The organism is Caballeronia sp. HLA56 (genome assembly GCF_054655155.1).
The window spans coordinates 661,553-679,520 of record NZ_BAAHOB010000002.1; the positions used below are offsets into that span (position 1 = coordinate 661,553).

Sequence of the window (17,968 nt, forward strand, 5' to 3'; positions counted from 1 at the left end):
GTATAACTCCAAAATGGTTTAACTCGTGCCTTGCATTACTGGCATACGCCGTCCGCGATCTTTAGCAAGATCGGCGTCACCGAGTTTGTCTTTTCTGGCAACTGATAAGGCACGGAGCAGGTTTGATCAGATGCATCGCCCCACTTGACATTCAATTTGCCGCTATCGAGCTTCAGTCCCACCGCGATAATGCGGCTGCCCTGAGCAACGGTACCGACCGTGTTCTGTGCGTCGTCCAAAACCGTGGCGCCAAACGGAAGCGGCTTGCCGTTGGCCTGCAAGACGCGCATCACGGCGGACTTGCCCTTGTCCTCGGTTTCGAACTTGAGCTTCACAACGGCGCCTGCCGTCGGCGCTGTTCGCTGAACGGTTGACTTCAGCTCGATATTCAGAGGCAAGCCTTTGGGATCGATCTCGACGTCGTTATTCGAATACGGCTGTATGCCCGACACCACTGCGTGGCCCCAAGGGTCTACGCGAAGGCCCGAGCCGTTCGCAAGCTTGGCTCCAGCCGCATCCTTGGCTTCCACCACGGCAACCGTTTCACCCATGTTCGGCGTGAACGCCACGCCATCGCCCCAGGCCACCACACCGCCTGAAACGCTCGCGCCCACCTGAGAGTATTGACGTCCCGTGCTGGCGTTGGCCGTCAGGAGCGCGAATGGCGATATATAGCCCACATTGGCGCCTGCATTGAACGAACTGCGTGCGTGGCCGCCGTCGTTGAAGTTTCCATTCAGGCCATACGTGATGGCGTTGTCCTCACCCAAGGTGCCGGTGATCGACTGTTGAATACTGGAACTGCTATTGCTCGTGTCATGCTGGAAGTATGTTGACGATTGCGGCGCGTGCGAACCCAAACCCAGCGGAACCGTGAGATTCAGCATGATTCGGTTGTCCCAGCGGTCCGCATCGACCTGATACTGGCGCACAAGCGACGCGCCATAGGTCAGACGCTTCCAACTGTTGTTATAGCCAATTTGATACTGCGTGTCGTGACCGGAGCGGTTCCAGTAGGATGTGACCGAACCCATTGCATACACTGACCCAAAACGGCCGCTCGATCCGATGCTCTGATTCAGCACGAACTGAACACGCGATTTCTGTAGCGCCGACATAGCCGCTAGCTGACCGTCGTCGTTCAATTGACGCATGGTCATGGCATCAGGCAAGCTGAAGAAACCGCTCGTGGAATAGCGGTACGCTGCGATCGCGATATTCGTGTCGGTTGGTGCAATTAGCTGCGAGTAACTCAGGCGTACGCTCGCCCCGTTACGCGTGCCGAGTCGCTTGAAACTCGCGGTCGCGCTGGTTACGTCCACGCCGAATGCACCAACGCTCGTGTTTAGCGCCGTGCCCACCATGCCCGCGAAATACAGATCCGCAGCGGTGATCCCGCCGTAGAGCGTCAGCAGGTTGCTTATGCCGTGCTGTATCGTGAACTGCGAGACGAAGGGATGAATGTTGAGCGTGGCATCACGATACTCACCGATCGTCGCGCTATAGCGCGTCACTCCCGGACGCAGCGCATTGACGGCTGCGGCGTACGGCACAGTGGAGACGTGCTGAGACCCGTCTGCTTCGGTGACGATGACATCGAGATTGCCGCCGTAGCCAGTCGGATACAGGTCGTCGATCTCGAAAGCACCGGGTGCGACGGTCGTTTCGTAAATAATGTTGCCGTTCTGCCGGATCTGAACCTTGGCGTTGCTATTCGCTATGCCATGGATGACCGGCGCATAGCCACGCTGCGATTCCGGATACATCCGGTCATCGGTGCCCAGTGTGACGCCTCGAACGCCATAACTGTCGAATAGCGCGCCGTCGGTGAAAGTGTCACCGGCGGTCAACTGGCTCTTGATTCCCTTGAACCCGCGCTGAACATAGGTCTGCACGCTTTGGAAATGCGAACCACCGTTACTGGTGTTCGTCAGGTTGCCCTGATAGCGAAAGCGCCAGGCACCCGCGTTGACCCCGCCGATCAGTCCGAGATACTGGGAGTCGTTATTGAATTGGGGCGATGAACTGTGATAAGCGTTGGCGTTGTATTGCAGCATGGCCGCAGGCACGCCATCCTCCCAGTACTTCGGATCGACATAGCCTCGGGCACGGCTATTCATCACGATCTGGGGGATTGAGACGTCCAGCCGTTGCTCGCCACTGTCAAACGACGCGACCGCGCTCGGAATCAGATCTGGCAAAGTCAGGCAGACCTTATCTGCTGTTTCGAGCTTGGCGGTCGACTCTGCCGAGAGCTTTCTCGGGTCGACGCCAAGCCGTTCGAGCAGATCGGCATTCATGCAAGGGACCACCTCGTGAGAGTCCCCTCCCAGCTCTCGAACCTCGATATTCAGCTTTCCTTTCCAAGCGTCGTTGACATAAATGTCGGACCGATACGTGCCCGGAAGCACTTCTTGGCCTTTATTGAATCGAGATACATCTAACTTCTCGGAATCGCTGGAATCGAGGAATTGCTCGTTAAACTCGACGGCGGCAAAGTGTTGCGGTGCATCCGCCCAGGCACGGCAACTGGTACCCACTGCCGCGATAGCTTGAATGACCAGAATACTTACCGGTTTCAGGTGCGTGCCTGCCAACTTAATGCTGCGGTATTTCATGTTCCCTGACGCATACGAAAATTACGGGCGTGCATAGCCATGCAGCCATTAAAGGCGTGCATGCCAGCCTGCGCGTCTTTTGGAGGAAATCCGGCGCGTTTGCAAACTCGTGGTTAGTTGGCCACGCGGTCGAACCGGGGTTGTCTCTTAGTCAGGGAGCCAGACTCGCTTCGCCAGACTGGGGGCCGCCGTAGTCGTTAATGGCCGTGTATTTGACCTTTCCGCCCGATGAAGGCACTTCACCCTTGAGCGGAAACGATTTTGATTCTCCCGGCCCGACCATTCCACCTTGATCGAATGCCGCGGTATGCCCGTCCCCCGTAAGTTCGATGCGGTCGAAAGAAACGTGATACTGAGAGCTATTGGACGCTTCGATCGCATTCGTCGAGCCATCACGCTTGACGTGCCAAACGACAGCGCCGGGCGCGTCCGACGCTTGCCCTTTCAGTCCAGTCGGCCGGAAGAAGAACTTGATGCGTGTACGGAACGCCAGCTGCAGCTGGTTGGCCGATGCCTCATCGCCCGAAGGCTTTGGCGGAACTTCCAGCACGTTCAGGTAGAGAATCGATTCCTTGTCGGCAGGCAGCGCCTCGCCGGTCGACATGATGCGCAACGTCTGAGACTTGCCCGGATCGATGCGCATGATGGGAGGGGTGATCGTGAACGGGACGTCGATGCTGTCCGGCTTGGCGTCCGGGTCTCCCTTATCCAGCCATACCTTGGTCAGCCCCGGAAGCTTTCCATTGTTCGTCAGCTTCACGGTGACTTCTGAGTCACTCTGGTTATAGACGACGCGCGTGCCGGCAACTACCACGGAGGCATACGCTTGTGGCGCCACGGTAAGGTACCCAATGCACAGCGCTGTAGTTGTGAGTAGTCTGATTGCCAGTCTCATGGGAACTAAAATTCCAACCAAATGCTTGACCCAACGCGAGGACGGGCTCGTGCCCACCCTCGCATGACCTCTTAGTTATGCGAACTCAATCGCTGCCGAAAGCACGGCTTATTGGTAGTCGATGCTATACACGACTGACGAGTTCGCCGCGCCAGCGGACGTAACGCCGGTTGCGTAGTACTGGACTTGATAGTTCAGCAAAGCCGAGCCTGAGGAGATGTCGGCCGCGATGGAGTTCTGCAGGTCGCGCGAAAAACCTGCCTTGATAGGCGAGGAGTCGGAATTCAACAGTTGCAGCTTGACGTTTTCGGCGCCGCCGCTTGCGACCATCAGGCGGCCATCGCTCGGGTCGACGGTCGAGCCCGCTTCATAGAACACCGCCGCCTTGCTGCTGGCGGTAATCGGCGAGCAGGCCGATAGAGCTATGTGGTACGACGTCGTGCCGGCCGTTTCGCCGGAGGCCATGAGTTGGCTGGTGGAAACGGTCGGCAAGGTGACAGTGAAGTCTTTAGACGACGTGTCGTTGCCGTTGATGGTGCAAGTCGTGGCAGTCAATGCGCCGTTGAACGTGATAGTTCCGTCCGAGGCGAATGCGCTGGCGGCAGTCAAGCCAAGCAAGCCAGCAACGAGGGCCGAGATAGCAAAAGTCTTCATACGAGATTCCAGACAGTTAGATTTGCGAATGTTTGTTTTAAAGTTGAATCGCCGCTAAGTATGTGAAGCGTCGAGTTTGAATTGGCGCCGAAAAAGGCGCGAGTCAATCCAGACAGTCAGCCTCATCAGACGACATAGTTCAGTGCACTGGAGTCGTCCGAGTCGCTCTCTACAAAGCGTGTGTGAATGATCCGGTATCCTCAAATAAGCTTCAACGAGATTGGTCTTATATTTTCATTAGCATTGTTGCCTATGCTTAGGAAATCGAATCGTTGATTGAGAGATGCCAAGAGAAGCTAGAGAAAAAGTGCCTTAAGGCAGCAGATAGGTCGGTTAATTGCTGCGCCTGGGGCGTCGTATGCGTCCTGGTGCCTGCCTGAAATTTCACTGCAAGAAGGGTTTGAAGCTTGAAACGAGTCGATCAGGCGATGCGGAGCTAAAGATGCGCTTTTGAATATCCCTGCTCGCCGGATTGATAACGCAGCCGGAAAGCGTCCGAACACGAGGAGAGGTTTTCAGTTCGCAAGCAGCATGGACCAGTGCTTGACGCCAGGCAGCTTATAAACTTGGGACGGCTTTTCGTCACGCGGCGGTTGCATGCGTAGTGCGTTAGGTGAAAGCGGCCTGTAGCGGCGCTGCAGTGCGGCAGGGACACCTCGCCTGGTGAAGCAAGGCGAAAGTCATGGGGAAGGCAACGATCGAAAGCCGCGCAACTTACACAGACGCGCTTTGAGAAAAGGCTCTCTTTGCTGACGCTCTAAAGAAGACCAGAGGCCGAATGGACGCGAGCCGGGAAAACGGGAAGGACGGTGCTGGAAGACGAGTTAGATCGACGCGCCTAAACGACCCATGTACGAAAGCAGCGGCACAACCTATCGTGCCCACGCGATCTTCGGCTTTAACATGCCGCGCCGAAGCACGAGCGCATCAAGCCCCAGGTAGACTAAGCGATATTACATAACAGCAGCCGAGCAGCGCAAAACCGATGCGCGTTGCCGTGCCTAAACAGAAGGTCAAATATGACGCGCCGCAGCAAACCCGAAAGCTGCTGCGGCGCGTTCGCCTTACACAGGCTTGATGTTCGAAGCTTGCTTGCCCTTCGGGCCCATCTTTTCTTCGTAGCTCACTTTCTGGCCTTCCGCCAGGCTCTTGAAGCCGTCAGCGCGGATTTCCGAGAAATGTGCAAACAGGTCCTCGCCACCGCCATCAGGCGTGATGAAACCAAAACCCTTTGCATCGTTGAACCACTTGACCGTACCGGTTGCCATATCTTCTTCCTGAATTTTGCCGCGTAGCGGCGGTTTCCTATCGCGATTGCGCTAAGGCGCCTATAGTGAACTGCCTACGTCTGAAAGGCAACTGGTGTTGTGCGCAAAATTACTTCTGCGTCAAACTCCGGTTCGCGAAACGCCGGATTTCCTGCCTTTCGGGCACACAACGTCCATTTCAACCTCAATAGACCGATGGCAAGCCGTCCGGCCGATGCTTGAAGCGCCTGTGCACCCAATAGTACTGCTCGGGCATCAGGCGAATCTGTTCTTCCAGAAATGCATTCATGCGGCTCGCATCGACCGTGTCGCTGGCGGACGGAAAATCGATCAAGGGTTTAAAGACCTTAAGGCGGTATCCTCGATAATCGGGCAACACCTCGGTGACGAACGGTACCACACGCGCATGTCCCAGCTTTGCAAGCCGAGAGACGGCAGTCAACGTGCAGGCCGGCACGCCGAAAAACGGCACGAAAACCGAATTGTCGATGCCGTGATCCATATCGGCCGCCAGCATCACCGGCGTGCCCGAGCGAAGCAGCGCAACCACCTTCCTGGCGCTCGTCGACCGCTCGATTAGCTCGGCGCCGAACCTGCCGCGCTGCCGTTTGGCTAGCGCGCACAGGCGCTTGTTAGACATGCGGGTGTAGAGCGCGGCCACCGGCGAAGTCGTCGAATGCACCAGACAGCCGACCTCGATGGCAACGAAGTGAAAGCCCATGAAAATGGTTGGCGGGGCGTTTTTATCATCGAGATCGATTTCGCTGTCTATCTGCACTATCGAACGTATCGACTTCGCGCTGCCGTACCACTGAATACCGCGCTCGAGATAGCTGCGGATACATGACGAAAGTGCTTTTTGGCAAGCTCTTGATAGTGCGCTTCGGAATTGCCGGGAAAGCAAAGGCGCAGATTGACGAGAACGATGTGCTTGCGACGGCTCGGGATCTCGTACAGCAGCGCGCCAAGTATGCTGCCAATTCTGGCAACCCATCGATATGGAAGCATCGAGAGAGCACGGAGCAGTAGCGCGACAGGCGTGAAGCCGGGGTTCTCCGGTATTTGTTCTCGTGGATGAGGGAGGGAATCGGCTTTCATGGGCAGGTACCACTCGGTAGTAAACACCGTTTGCTCCGTAGACCGGCCTGAACCAGCTATTTACACATACGTAGTAGGCATTTAGTCTTGTTGAGCCGGAAAACAGCCGGCTGGATATTTCACGCTGATGGTCGGTGGCCTGGACGCGCCGGCCAAGGTGGCAAAGACTATTTTTCGCGAATCGATCGCCGATGCGATCGTGACGCACGCAAGACATTAGTCGCAGAGAATGGCGACTCTTGGCGGATTAGAAGCGGGCAAGGCTTGCGTTCAAACGCGCCTGCAACCGAGGAGATCGTGCAACCCGTCGCTGCACTTACAGTTAGAACTAACGAAGCGAGTATTGAAAAGGATCGTCAGATCAATAATGCGCTAATTACTAATAAAGCGAGTCGTGCGAAAAGGGCGCTTTCTCGTTGAATGGAGCATGGATTGTCCAAGCCCATTGGACGATACGGGCACGATCGATAGGAGGGACAACTCACAAGCGGCGAATGGTGCGTGCCGCGTGGCTTGCTTCAGGCGGCGTGCTGTGAAGCTTAACACGCATGCGGCTGTAAATCGGTAAAACATAAAGCAATTGGAACGATATTTACCGGGCGCTGTGCAACTTAATCGTGCGCCAACTACGCGCGCGTCATCCTGTGTGCAGAGACTAAATAATTTAGTACGGTCGAGCTCTTTATCGGCCGTTGTGGCAGACGTTGACCCGTGACCAAATTCGAATATGCGAACTGATACATCCATGATTCGAATCGACCGCGCCATCGGCAAAGCATTCAGAGATATTCGGATACCGAAACATAACGATTAACTTCAAGAAGTCGAGTCATCTCTTCGGCAAAAATAGGCATGGACTTTTCGCCGTGGCGTGCGTCGAATGATTAGCGACTCAATTCATCGCTGGGCGCATCACACCGACAACGCACATCAGCATGAAGTCGTTGAGATCACGATCATCGTGGTTTGCCTGCCCGTCGCCTCCGGAACACCGGGCGGCATCTTCCCTATAATCGCCCGATGGAAACTCAACTCGACAAACGCTTCGGCTTTCTGGTCGCCGATGTGGACCGCCTGTGCGGCAACCGCTTCGACGAGCTTGCCAAGTCATCGCTGAATCTAACCCGCGCGCAATGCCGCGTGCTTGCCTATCTGTCGCATTACGGCGAGGTGAATCAGGCGCGGCTCGCCGGGCTGCTCGAAGTCGCGCCGATCTCCGCCGGGCGGCTGCTGGATCGCATGGAGGAGGGCGGCTGGATCGAACGGCGGCTCAATCCCGACGACCGCCGCGAGCGGCAAGTGAGCATGACCGCGAAAGCCGAGAAGGCGCTCGACCGGGCGCGGCGCGTCGGCGACGAAATCACTTCCGAGGCGCTCGCGGGCCTGAGCCGCCAGGAAAGCGAGCAGTTGATCGGGCTCCTGCAGCGGGTGCGGGCGAACCTCAGCCGGATCGTCGACAAATAAGGTTTGGATCGGTTCTTGCTGCCGCGACAGGCGCTTCATTCACTTCCTGGGGAGAAGAATTATGCTTAACCTACGCACCGCACCGCTCGCCGTCATCGCGCTGTCCGTCGCGGCGCTCGTCACGCTGCCCGCGACGCCCGCACACGCGCAAGACGCCGGCGCGTCCACGCCCAAGCAGGTTAAGAAAGCGCAGCGCAAGGAAGCGCGCGCAAAGAAAAACGCCGAACTCGGCGAGCTCGAAAGGAACGGCTATAACCCCGGCGGCGAGCAGAACGACTATCCGCAGAATCTGCAGAACGCGCAGGCCAAGGTCAACGCAAAGAAGGCCGGACAACCGGCGCCCGCTTCGACGCCGTGAACCGGACGCTCAGTCACGTGAAGCTTCAGTCCAGCTGATACGACAACGAAGCGTTCACACGCGGACTGCGCGATGCGCTCTCGACGGGTGCATCGCCCGTTGCCTTGGCGACGGAGAGATCGATGCTGTAGTGCTTGGAATCCGACACTCGAAAACCTATCCCGAACGACGACAAACGCCGTGGACTCGCCGTGCCGCCGTGGAGAAAAACGCGCGCGGCATCGACCATGACGTAAGGCGTGAAGGTCTTCAGATACGTCATGCTGATATCGAGCGGCCGGTTCACTTCGAATGACGCGCCGAAGCCCGAATCGCCCGACACTTCGCCCGGCTGATAGCCCAGCGCGAAACGCTGCGCGCCGAACGAAACCTGCTCGGATGTCGGCAGGGAGTCGGGCGAATACTGCCCCGTCAGCGAAAGCGCCGTGCCGATTTTCATCGGCCATTCGTTGCTCTGCGTGTAGCTCGCGCCGGTCCGCACGAAGGTGAGCGAGACGGGATTGACGGGCGCGTAGCCGGCAATGTTGGTGTCCGCGCTCTTCGAGGCGCCGAGCACGTCGAACGCCTTCGCCACGTTCACGCTCGCGCGCCGCACGACGCCTGTCGCAATGCCGGTGTAATCGAGCTGCAATTGCGCGACGCGAATCTGCGAGCGCTGCGACAACTGCGGATTGCCCGCGACGATGGTGTTCTTCAGTCGGTCTTCATCGTGCGATGCATAGACGCTTCCCGTGCCGACGAGACTACGCGCGTTACTCAGCAGGAACGGATAGACGGCGGAAAACGCGAGCTTGTCGTTCACGACGGTGCGCTCGATATAAGACGGCAGCCCCGGATTGTCGACCGGATGCCCGTGATAATGCGATGCATCGACTTTCGCGGTGAAGCCATCCGTGCCGATAGGCAGCGAGCCGTTGAGCGCGTAATAGGTTTGATCGTCGCGTCCCTTGGGCAACAGCGCGGATGCCGACAGCGATTCGCCGAAGCCGAGCATGCCGTTCTCGGTCGCGCTCAGAATGCCCTGCACGCCCGGATGATTGAAGTCGATGCCCGTGCTCACGTTGAAAGGCTTGCGCTCGACATCGAGTTCGAGCGTGGCGGCGCCGTCCGTATTCTGCGGCGGTGCGACGGTCGCACGCGTCTTCACGCCCGGAATCATGCCGAGCACGTTGATATAACGCTCGAAATTCGCTTGCGTGAGCGGCCGGTCCTGACGCATGCGGTCGGCCACCGCGCGAATGCGCTTCTCGGCCGCGCCCGCGTTGCCTTTCACGACGACCTGCGCGATATACCCTTCGACCACCGTTATGCGCACCACGCCATCCCGAAACGTTTGCGCCGGAATGAAGGCGAACGAAAGCGCATAGCCGCGCTCCTTGTAAAGCGCGGTGATGCCGTTGGCGGTTTCGATCAGCTTGCCGATGGTCACGTCCGTGCCGACGAGCGGCGCGAAGCGTTGCGCGACATCGTCGAAGGGCAGGGCCTTGACGCCCTCGATTTCGAATTTGCGCGGCGTGAGATGCTGTGCGAGGAGCGCGTCGAGCGCGGGAGCGGGAGGCTGCACGTTCACCGATACCGCCGGCTTGGGCGGCGTGTTCACTTGCGGCAGGGCATCGAGCGGATTGCCGCCGATGCTCGCGCGCGGCGCCGCCGGAGCAGTTTGAGCGAGCGCGAGTTGCGCCGTGAATGGTGCGCCGATTGCGGCGAGCAAGAGCACCCGTTTCCAGTCGCGGATCTCCACGATGAATCCTCGAAGGTTGTCGCGAGAACGTCGTACGGTGCGTGCTTCTTCCAACATCCTGCACGGGCAGCTCCGCGTTCTTCGTCGTGTGTTGTCGTTTGGTGATGCGATTCGTGGCTTCGATCGGACGCGTGTTGTGTTGCTGGCATGCGCGTCGACGTTCGCCTGGCGTCACGCCGTTTCCGAACCGCGATACGCCGCGATCCGGAAACGGTGACGCCTGGCTTCATGCGTTAGCGTCGCGGTCCTCCGAGCACGCCGCCGACGATCGAACCCACCGCGCCGAGCAAGCCCGTGCCAGAGCCGTTTGCGGTGCTGGCGGTGCTACCCGTGCCGCCTGTCGTCGTCGCGATACCTACGCCCGTACCGGCGCCTGCGCTGGTCGTGCCGTGCGTCGTGGCGACCGTCACGCCGACCGCGCCCGTGATCGTGGTCACCGTGCCGAGCACGCCGCCGCCCGAACCGGACGAGCCGGTCGTGCCGCCCGGCGCACCAGTAACCGCGCCAACGATGCCTGTCACCGGAGCCAGCACGCCACCGGCCGATCCCGTGGCGCCTGTAAGCGCGCCGGTTACGCCGCCGACCACGCCCGTGACCGGAGCAAGCACACCGGCACCGGCGCCTGTACCGCTCGTCGCGCCTGTCAACGCACCCGTCACGCCGCTGACCGCGCTCGTGACCGGCGCGAGCACGCTCGTACCGCTGCCGGTTGCGCCCGTCAACGCACCCGTGACGCCGCCGACAAGCCCCGTGACCGGTGCGAGCAAGCCCGCCGTCGAGCCCGTGCCGCCGCCCGTCGCGCTCGTAAGCGCGCTCGTCACGCCGCCGACGAGACCGGTGACCGGCGCAAGCAAGCCTGCCGTCGTTCCAGTGCCGCCCGTTGCGCCCGTCAGTGCGCCCGTGACGCCGCCGACCAGACCCGTGACCGGCGCAAGTACGCCCGAGCCTGCGCCGGTCGCGCCGCCGAGAATGCCAGTGATCGGTGCGAGCGGATTGGACGCCGGCGTGCCGCTGACGAGGCCGCCCGCGGATGCCACCGTCGTTCCCGTGGTCGACACCAGATTGCCCACGCCCGCCGTGACCGGATTGGCGCCCGTGCCTGCGATGCCCTGACCCGCCTGACCGAGCGCGCCGCCGAGCGTTGTGAGGAGGTTGTTGACCGGCGTGCCGAGGCCCGTTGCCGCGCCGACGGTCTGCGTCGTCGAACTGACGACAGACGTGATCGGCGTGATGGCCTGGCTGACTTGCTGCGTGAGTTGCTGAACCGGTGCGCTGGTCAGCGTCTGATCGAGGACGCCGCCCGTCTGCGTCACCGCGTTACCCACGATTCCGACGATGCTCCCGACCGGCGTCGTAACAGGTGCGAGCGGCGAAAGCGTACCGGTGCCGAGGCTCGATACGAGCGTCCCGGCGCTGCTGACCGTATCGCCGGTTTTTTCGACGACACCGCCAAGACTCGCCACCGTCGTGCCGACCGGATTCGTGCTCGAGCCGATGGTTCCGAGCCCGGCCGACACGCCATCGCCGAGCGTCGTGACAGCCGCGCCTGCGTTCGTGACGACATCGCCCGTGGCTTTCGTGGTGCCCGCGCTGACGAGCGGTGTGGTCGTCGCGCCGATTGCCGACCCGATTCCCGATACCGTCGCGCCAAGCGCGGACACCACGTTGCCTGTTTTGCCTACGACGGCCGCGACAGGCTGAGGTGTCGTGCTGCCCGTGGTGCCACCGCCGGTTCCCCCACCGCCGGTTCCCCCGCCGCCCGTGCTGCCACCGCCGGTGCTGCCACCGCCGGTGCTGCCACCACCCGTACCGCCACCACCCGTACCGCCACCACCCGTGCTACCGCCTCCGGTGCTGCCACCACCCGTACCGCCACCGCCCGTGCTACCGCCTCCGGTGCCGCCGCCGCTTGTGCCGCCCGTGCTACCACCGGAGCCCCCGCTGGTCCCCCCGCCACTACCGCTGCCACTACCACTACCACTACCCCCGCCGCTACCCGTTCCGGTACCGCCGCTGCTGCCCGAGCCCGTGCCGCTGTCGCCGGTCGTGATCGTTCCCGAGCCGCTACCGCTCGCGCCTGCCGACTTGCTCATCGTGCCCGAGCCGCCACACGCCGCCAGCGTGAGTACGCTCGCGACCGCTGCCGCGACGATAGACTTGCGCAAGAATTCCTGTCCGACGTTCCTCGTATTCATGATGGCCCTCGTTACTTTGTTTTGGTTGAACCGCGGGCCAGTAACTGCGAAAGGTGTGCCAACGTACGGACGACGGGGCTCGCAGGCGTTCCTCGCCCTGCGAGAAGCGCTCGCGAAAGGACGCTTTCCAAATGAATTCGGGGTTTGGCGGGAGATTGCGGCCGCCTCTCACCGCGTATCGGCAAACGGCAATTCGGACGTTCGTAACGTAACGAACATCGAGCCGCGTTACGACGCGACGCGTTACGCGGGCCCGCCATAAAGAGCCAATCAATGAAAAAGAGCGGGGCAGGAAATCAATACGACTCGCTGCATTCGCATCAAGTTGATTTTACTGATATGCCAGAGTTTATTTACCCGATGCAACTATTGATGCACTGCACGATACAAAATGTTCTGACGTAATTGATTTTGAGATGTGCATGCGATATAAATTCGCCAACGCAGTCCTCTTCTTTCGGCAAACGTTGGGGAGGGTAGCGATCAACAAGAAAAACCAAAAATATCGAGAGAGTTGGAGCGCCGCTCCGATGCATGGGCCCGGGGTCACGACATCGCGTTCGCGTGGTGGTCTGCCGCCTGGAGCCTCGCACGAAGAGGCGAATCCGCAGCCAGGCAGTACACCATCCGAGGGCAACAAGAATGACATCTACCTTGCTTCAATTCATCCGCGACAGGCGTGGGATCACCGCCATCGAATATGGGCTGATTGCCGGCGTGCTTGCGCTCGGCATCATGACGGCCGTGGGCGGCGTCTCCACTCAGCTCACGTCCACTTTCAACGCGATAAAGGCGGAGCTCGCTAAAACGTCGAGCTAATCCCATCTTTATTCGCTGACGAGATGCCGATTCGCGCGCCGGAGCAATCCGGCGCGCGGACCGAATACATCTTTCGAGTTTCGATTAAACCTCCGTATTACCACGGAGGGCGCTGTCTTATTGCCTGCCGATTTACGCTGCCATGATTTATTTTGAATCCGCGATATTTATCGGCTGGGCGCTGGCGGTCGTCTTATTCGACTGGCAGCGCAGGTCCATTCCGAATTCGCTGGTCGCGGCCGGAGGCGTGTTCGCGCTTGCGTTCGCCGCGCTCGGCATTTCGCCTTTTCAGACGGCGATCGGCTTCGCATTGCTCGGCGCGTTGGCGGGTTTCGCCGCGCTCTTGCCGTTCTACCTGCTCGGCATGATGGGCGCCGCCGACGTCAAGGCGTTCGCCGTGCTCGGCGCGTGGTGCGGCCCGCGCGAACTCGTCGGCGTCTGGGTCGCGGCGAGCCTTGCGGCCGCGGTGCATGCGCTCGTGTTGCTCGCACGCCGTGAGGACCGCGTGGTGCTGTCGCTGCGCAGTCTTGCCGCGCATGCGAGCGTGGCCGAACGCAGGCGCAACAGCACGCCCTACGGCGCATTGCTCGCGGCGGCTGGGATCGGTCAGCTGGCGCTGCATCTGCTGAACGCAACGGGGCGGCCAGCATGAAGTCCGCGCCATCAATCCAGCGGCAACGCCCACGACGAAACCAGCGCGGCAACGTGGCGGTCGAGTTCGCCATCGTGTTTCCGCTGTTCTTCCTTATCTTTTACGCCATCGTCACCTACAGCCTCGTGTTCGTCGCGCAGCAGTCGCTGACGCTCGCAGCGGAAGAGGGCGCACGCGCCGCGCTGCGCTATCAGGCCAACGCGACGAGCATCGACGACGCCCTCGCGCGCCGTGGCAGTGCCGCCTGCCAGACCGCGCAAGGCTTGTCGAACTGGCTTGCGGGACTCGCGCAATGCACCGCCACGCCCGCGCCGTGTACCTACGACGGGACCCTGCGCTGCATCCAGGTGACGCTCGCTTATGCCTATGCGCAAAAGCCGCTGGTCCCAACGCTGCCGTTGATCGGCCTCGCGCTGCCCGATTCGCTGGTGGCGCGCGCGATGGTCCAACTCAATCCGGACAACGTGTTATGAGCGTCCGCCCGAACTTTCACGACTGATCTCACATGGCCAACGTCACACGAACGCTCGCGGTCCTGTTTTTCATGCTGGCCATCGCGCTGGGCATCTTCGCGTTCACGCTGGCGCGCGCCCCGGCGCCGCTGCCGGCAAGCGCCAACGGCGGCGCGCCCGGTCCCGCGCTCGCGGTGGATCGCAAGCTCGCGCCGGTGGTGATCGCCGCACGCGATTTGCAGCCCGGCAAGCCGCTCGATGCCGCGTCGCTCACGGTGCGCATACAGGCCGAACCCGCGTCCGGCGTGTTCGGCGATACCGCCGCGCTCACCGGCCGCACCACGCGCGTCGCGGTGCCCCAAGGCACGCCGCTCACGGTCGAGACGCTGTCGAGCGGACTTGCCGATGTCGTCGAGCCGGGCGAACGCGCGGTCGCGGTGCGCGTCGACGAAACCAATGCGGTCGGCAATCTCGTGCGCCCAGGCAATTTCGTCGATGTGTTTTTCACGCTCAAGCGCGAAGGCGGCGGCAGCAGTGGCGCCGAAGTCGAGGCGACACAGGCGCGCCTTCTATTGTCGAAAGTGCGCGTGCTGAGCGTGGGCGGCACGTCGGTGGAGGGTGTCGATGGCAAGGCCGGGGGCGACACGAACCAGGCGACTCGCAATTTGAACGCACAGACCGCCGTGCTCGCCGTGCGCACCGCCGACGTCGATGCGCTCACGCTCGCCGAAAGCTCGGGCCGCCTCGTGCTGGCGCTGCGCAACACCAACGACGCCGAAATGCCGCCGCCGCAGTCGTGGCTGCCCCTGCATGCCGCTGCCTTGCATGCCGACGCGGACGGCGCCGCACGCGCGGCCGCCGGGGTATCGCTCGGTGCGCTGTCGGGCGCGCGCGCCGGCCGCGAACCGGTGACGCAGCCTCGTGCGGCGGGCGTGACGCGTGCGCCGCGTAGCAACGAAGTGGAAGTGATCCGGGGTGGCCGTGTCGAGCGAACCGCATATTGAGCGCGCCGATGCCGGCTATCCCGATGAATTCGAAACGAAGCAAGCCATGACGATGACGATAAACCGGCCAACGACGTTGCGGTTCCACACGCGCGCGCTCATGGCGTGCTGCGCGGTTTTGCTTGGCCTCAACGTGAACCTGGCGCATGCCGTCGCGACGCCGCACGCGGATGACATCGAGCGTGCATCGACGGGCAGCGCGCAAGACGCTCCCGTGATCGCGCTTGCGACCAGTGCGCAGCGGGTTCTCGCGCATGGCCGCACGGTGTCGCGCGTGGCCGTCGCCGATCCCGCCATCGCCGATGTTCTCGTGCTCAAGAATGGCGGCGTGCTGCTGGTTGGCAAGTCGGCAGGCACGACCAATCTGCTCGTCTGGGAACAGGGCCGCGACACGCCGGCGTCCTATACCGTCGATGTCGCCGCCAGCGCGAACGCCGCGCTGCTCGACCACGACGCGCCGCAAGTGCGCGTGCTCGGCAAGACGGCCGTACTCAGCGGCAGCACGCCGTCGATGGCCAAGCATCAGCGCGCGGCAGCGGCGGCGCGCGCGGCTGTCGGCAAGGACGGCGCGCTCGTCGATACATCGACGGTACAGAGCAAGAGCGTCGTGCAGGTGGACGTGAAAGTGGTCGAGTTCAGCAAGGCCGTGCTAAAGGAAGCCGGCTTCAATCTGTTCTCGCAGAATCACGCGGGCTTCGCGTTCGGCAGTTTCGCGCCCAGTTCGCTGGGTTCCTATACCGGCGGCGCGACGACCGCGTTGCAGGTGACGTCCACCTCGCCAATCGGCGCCGCGTTCAACCTGCTGCTCAACTCGGGCTCGCGCGGTTTGTTCGCCAACCTGAGCCTGCTCGAAGGGAACAACCTCGCGCGCGTGCTCGCGCAACCGACGCTCGTCGCGCTCTCGGGCCAGAGCGCGAGCTTTCTCGCGGGCGGCGAAATTCCGATTCCAGTGCCGCAGGCGCTCGGGAGCACGACCATCGTTTATAAGCCGTATGGCATAGGCCTTTCGCTCACGCCGACCGTGCTCGGCGCCGACCGCATTGCGCTGAAGGTCGCGCCCGAAGCGAGCCAGCTCGACTTCGCGCACGCCATCACCATCGACGGTGTTTCGGTGCCCGCGCTCACCACGCGCCGCGCGGAAACGGCGGTCGAACTCGGCGACGGCGAGAGCTTCGTGATCGGCGGGCTGGTGGATCGCGAAACGGCGTCGAACGTAAACAAGGTGCCCTTGCTCGGCGACTTGCCGATCATCGGCGCGTTCTTCAAGACTTTGCAGTACTCGCAGACGGACCGCGAGCTGGTGATCATCGTGACGCCGCACCTGGTCGCGCCTATCGCCCGGGGCGCCGCCTTGCCGATGACGCCCGGCCAGCAGTCCGAACAGCGCGACGGACCGGTGTGGAAGAGCTTCGTCGGCGGAGCGCTTTCTTCCGACACCGCGCCAGGATTTTCGCGATGAACACCCAAGGATTCGGACCCGGCAAGGCAGCAGCGGCGGCGGCAGCGGGCGAGCCGCTCACCGCGCGCTTTCTGCTGGCGAGTCCCGAACCGTCGAGGCAAGCGTGGCTGCAGCAGGCGCTGACCAGCACGGGCGCGGTGGAAATCGCGCCGTGCGATGCCGTCGCGCTGGTCACGCGCATCGCGGAATGCGCGCCGGCCATCGTGTTCATCGACTTCACCGAGCGCGCCGATTACCACGCGGCCGCACTCGCCGAAGCGGCCCGCGACGCTTTTCCGAACGTGCCGGTCGTGGCGCTCGGCACGCTTGCGACGCCCGCACCCGCGCTCGCCGCTTTGCGCGCGGGCGTGCGCGATTTCATCGATACCGGCGGGCATCCTGGCAGCGTGCTCACGGTGGCGCGGCGGCTCATCGACGAGCGTCCCGAACATGTGCCCAAGCGCGGCAAGCTGACGGTGCTGCTCGGCGCGCGCATCGGCGTGGGCGTGAGCACGCTCGCCGCCAATCTCGCCGTGAGTCTGCAACGGCGCGGTCAGAGCGCGCGCCGCGCCACCGCGCTGCTCGATCTCGGCCTGCCCGCCGCCGACAGCGCGCTTTTGCTCGACACGCGCAGCGAACTGCATTTCGTCGATGCCGTGCGCAACCTGCGCCGGTTCGACGAAACCTTCGTGCACACCGCCTTCGCGCGTCATGCGAGCGGCCTCGCGCTCACCGCGCTGCCCGCCGATCTTGCCGAAATGCGCGCGATTTCCTTTGCCACGGCCGTCAGCACGCTCAACCGGCTGCGCGCATACTTCGACCACCAGATCGTCGATCTCGGCGGTTTTTCGAATCCCGACTTCGTCGCGCAAGTCGTGCAGGCCGCCGACGAAACCTGGCTCGTATGCGATCCGAACGTGGTCTCGGCGGTCTCGGCCGTCACGCTCGTCGAGCATGTGCGCGGCGGCGAGCAAACCGAAACCGCAGCGCGGAAGATTTCGCTCGGTCTCGTCGTCAACAAGTTCGATGCGGCGCTCAACTTCGGCGCGGATCAACTGGCCGCGCGGCTCGGGCTACCGCTCATCGGCATCTTGCCGGAACGTGCGCAGGCGCTCGGGCGCGCGGTGAATCAGGGAAGCTTGCTCGCGGAAACCGCGCCGCGCGACCCTTACGTGCGCGCGCTTTTACCTCTCGTCGCGCGTCTCGCGGATGAACCCGCGCCCGCCGGCCGCCATGCACTGCCCAAGGCTACTGAAAGCCCGGCCGCCGGACTCGCGCAACTTCTTCCCACCTTTCTCAGGCGGTCATGACG

General features: G+C 62.0%; 14 protein-coding genes and 1 pseudogene. 8 read left to right on the forward strand and 7 right to left on the reverse strand.

Annotated features, from left to right (window positions below; translation table 11 throughout):
* Window positions 1-35 precede the first annotated feature (35 nt).
* The 5 genes and pseudogenes from ACYQ47_RS09390 to ACYQ47_RS09410 all read right to left on the reverse strand — a co-directional run bounded on the left by ACYQ47_RS09390 (window position 36) and on the right by ACYQ47_RS09410 (window position 6,443).
* Entirely contained in the window at window positions 36-2,618 is a 2,583-nt protein-coding gene (locus tag ACYQ47_RS09390) for a fimbria/pilus outer membrane usher protein (protein ID WP_459905198.1), read from the reverse strand.
* 151 nt (window positions 2,619-2,769) lie between these two features.
* Window positions 2,770-3,513, reverse strand: coding sequence for a fimbria/pilus periplasmic chaperone (locus ACYQ47_RS09395; protein ID WP_459905199.1), 744 nt, complete (start codon window positions 3,511-3,513; stop codon window positions 2,770-2,772).
* A 108-nt stretch (window positions 3,514-3,621) separates the two neighbouring features.
* Complete coding sequence (locus ACYQ47_RS09400; protein WP_459905200.1) at window positions 3,622-4,167, reverse strand: fimbrial protein; 546 nt, start codon at window positions 4,165-4,167, stop codon at window positions 3,622-3,624.
* Window positions 4,168-5,231: 1,064 nt separating this feature from the next.
* Window positions 5,232-5,435 carry a cold-shock protein gene (locus ACYQ47_RS09405; protein WP_244830836.1) on the reverse strand — a complete coding sequence of 68 codons (204 nt, stop codon included), beginning with the start codon at window positions 5,433-5,435 and terminating at the stop codon, window positions 5,232-5,234.
* A 184-nt stretch (window positions 5,436-5,619) separates the two neighbouring features.
* Window positions 5,620-6,443, reverse strand: a pseudogene (locus ACYQ47_RS09410) (lipid A biosynthesis lauroyl acyltransferase).
* Window positions 6,444-7,553: 1,110 nt separating this feature from the next.
* Here ACYQ47_RS09410 and ACYQ47_RS09415 point away from each other — a divergent pair.
* A complete protein-coding gene (locus tag ACYQ47_RS09415; protein WP_250527754.1) occupies window positions 7,554-7,997 on the forward strand; it encodes a MarR family winged helix-turn-helix transcriptional regulator in 444 nt (147 codons plus the stop codon).
* 61 nt (window positions 7,998-8,058) lie between these two features.
* Window positions 8,059-8,355, forward strand: a complete 297-nt coding sequence (locus ACYQ47_RS09420) for a DUF4148 domain-containing protein (RefSeq protein ID WP_459905201.1) — start codon at window positions 8,059-8,061, stop codon at window positions 8,353-8,355.
* 25 nt (window positions 8,356-8,380) lie between these two features.
* On the opposite strand, the gene ACYQ47_RS09425 is transcribed toward ACYQ47_RS09420, so the two are convergent.
* Window positions 8,381-10,096 carry a ShlB/FhaC/HecB family hemolysin secretion/activation protein gene (locus ACYQ47_RS09425; RefSeq protein ID WP_459905202.1) on the reverse strand — a complete coding sequence of 572 codons (1,716 nt, stop codon included), beginning with the start codon at window positions 10,094-10,096 and terminating at the stop codon, window positions 8,381-8,383.
* Window positions 10,097-10,329: 233 nt separating this feature from the next.
* The gene (locus ACYQ47_RS09430) at window positions 10,330-12,291 is read right to left on the reverse strand and encodes a collagen-like triple helix repeat-containing protein (protein WP_459905203.1); all 1,962 of its coding nucleotides are present in this window, start codon (window positions 12,289-12,291) and stop codon (window positions 10,330-10,332) included.
* A gap of 642 nt (window positions 12,292-12,933) precedes the next feature.
* Between ACYQ47_RS09430 and ACYQ47_RS09435 the strand changes: the two genes are divergently transcribed.
* The 6 genes from ACYQ47_RS09435 (at window position 12,934) to ACYQ47_RS09460 (ending at window position 17,966) form a co-directional block, all read left to right on the forward strand.
* Window positions 12,934-13,110 carry a Flp family type IVb pilin gene (locus ACYQ47_RS09435; protein ID WP_244830831.1) on the forward strand — a complete coding sequence of 59 codons (177 nt, stop codon included), beginning with the start codon at window positions 12,934-12,936 and terminating at the stop codon, window positions 13,108-13,110.
* A gap of 142 nt (window positions 13,111-13,252) precedes the next feature.
* Window positions 13,253-13,762 (forward strand): A24 family peptidase, encoded by a 510-nt coding sequence (locus tag ACYQ47_RS09440; RefSeq protein WP_244830830.1) that lies wholly within the window; start codon window positions 13,253-13,255, stop codon window positions 13,760-13,762.
* Window positions 13,759-14,235 (forward strand): TadE/TadG family type IV pilus assembly protein, encoded by a 477-nt coding sequence (locus ACYQ47_RS09445; RefSeq protein ID WP_459905204.1) that lies wholly within the window; start codon window positions 13,759-13,761, stop codon window positions 14,233-14,235. Before ACYQ47_RS09440 ends, ACYQ47_RS09445 begins: the two co-directional genes overlap by 4 nt.
* A gap of 32 nt (window positions 14,236-14,267) precedes the next feature.
* On the forward strand, window positions 14,268-15,218 hold the full coding sequence (cpaB, locus tag ACYQ47_RS09450) for a Flp pilus assembly protein CpaB (RefSeq protein ID WP_459905205.1): 951 nt from the start codon (window positions 14,268-14,270) through the stop codon (window positions 15,216-15,218).
* 100 nt (window positions 15,219-15,318) lie between these two features.
* Window positions 15,319-16,677 carry a type II and III secretion system protein family protein gene (locus tag ACYQ47_RS09455; RefSeq protein WP_459905486.1) on the forward strand — a complete coding sequence of 453 codons (1,359 nt, stop codon included), beginning with the start codon at window positions 15,319-15,321 and terminating at the stop codon, window positions 16,675-16,677.
* Window positions 16,674-17,966, forward strand: a complete 1,293-nt coding sequence (locus tag ACYQ47_RS09460) for a P-loop NTPase family protein (protein ID WP_250469330.1) — start codon at window positions 16,674-16,676, stop codon at window positions 17,964-17,966. Before ACYQ47_RS09455 ends, ACYQ47_RS09460 begins: the two co-directional genes overlap by 4 nt.
* The last annotated feature ends 2 nt before the right edge of the window (window positions 17,967-17,968 follow it).

What these genes read in the sequence shown, in the direction of transcription:
- ACYQ47_RS09390 (WP_459905198.1), bottom strand. Translation starts at nt 2,618, where the DNA reads ATGAAATACCGCAGCATTAAGTTGGCAGGCACGCACCTGAAACCGGTA.
- ACYQ47_RS09395 (WP_459905199.1), bottom strand. Translation starts at nt 3,513, where the DNA reads ATGAGACTGGCAATCAGACTACTCACAACTACAGCGCTGTGCATTGGG.
- ACYQ47_RS09400 (WP_459905200.1), bottom strand. Translation starts at nt 4,167, where the DNA reads ATGAAGACTTTTGCTATCTCGGCCCTCGTTGCTGGCTTGCTTGGCTTG.
- ACYQ47_RS09405 (WP_244830836.1), bottom strand. Translation starts at nt 5,435, where the DNA reads ATGGCAACCGGTACGGTCAAGTGGTTCAACGATGCAAAGGGTTTTGGT.
- ACYQ47_RS09415 (WP_250527754.1), top strand. Translation starts at nt 7,554, where the DNA reads ATGGAAACTCAACTCGACAAACGCTTCGGCTTTCTGGTCGCCGATGTG.
- ACYQ47_RS09420 (WP_459905201.1), top strand. Translation starts at nt 8,059, where the DNA reads ATGCTTAACCTACGCACCGCACCGCTCGCCGTCATCGCGCTGTCCGTC.
- ACYQ47_RS09430 (WP_459905203.1), bottom strand. Translation starts at nt 12,291, where the DNA reads ATGAATACGAGGAACGTCGGACAGGAATTCTTGCGCAAGTCTATCGTC.
- ACYQ47_RS09435 (WP_244830831.1), top strand. Translation starts at nt 12,934, where the DNA reads ATGACATCTACCTTGCTTCAATTCATCCGCGACAGGCGTGGGATCACC.
- ACYQ47_RS09440 (WP_244830830.1), top strand. Translation starts at nt 13,253, where the DNA reads ATGATTTATTTTGAATCCGCGATATTTATCGGCTGGGCGCTGGCGGTC.
- ACYQ47_RS09445 (WP_459905204.1), top strand. Translation starts at nt 13,759, where the DNA reads ATGAAGTCCGCGCCATCAATCCAGCGGCAACGCCCACGACGAAACCAG.
- cpaB (WP_459905205.1), top strand. Translation starts at nt 14,268, where the DNA reads ATGGCCAACGTCACACGAACGCTCGCGGTCCTGTTTTTCATGCTGGCC.
- ACYQ47_RS09455 (WP_459905486.1), top strand. Translation starts at nt 15,319, where the DNA reads ATGGCGTGCTGCGCGGTTTTGCTTGGCCTCAACGTGAACCTGGCGCAT.
- ACYQ47_RS09460 (WP_250469330.1), top strand. Translation starts at nt 16,674, where the DNA reads ATGAACACCCAAGGATTCGGACCCGGCAAGGCAGCAGCGGCGGCGGCA.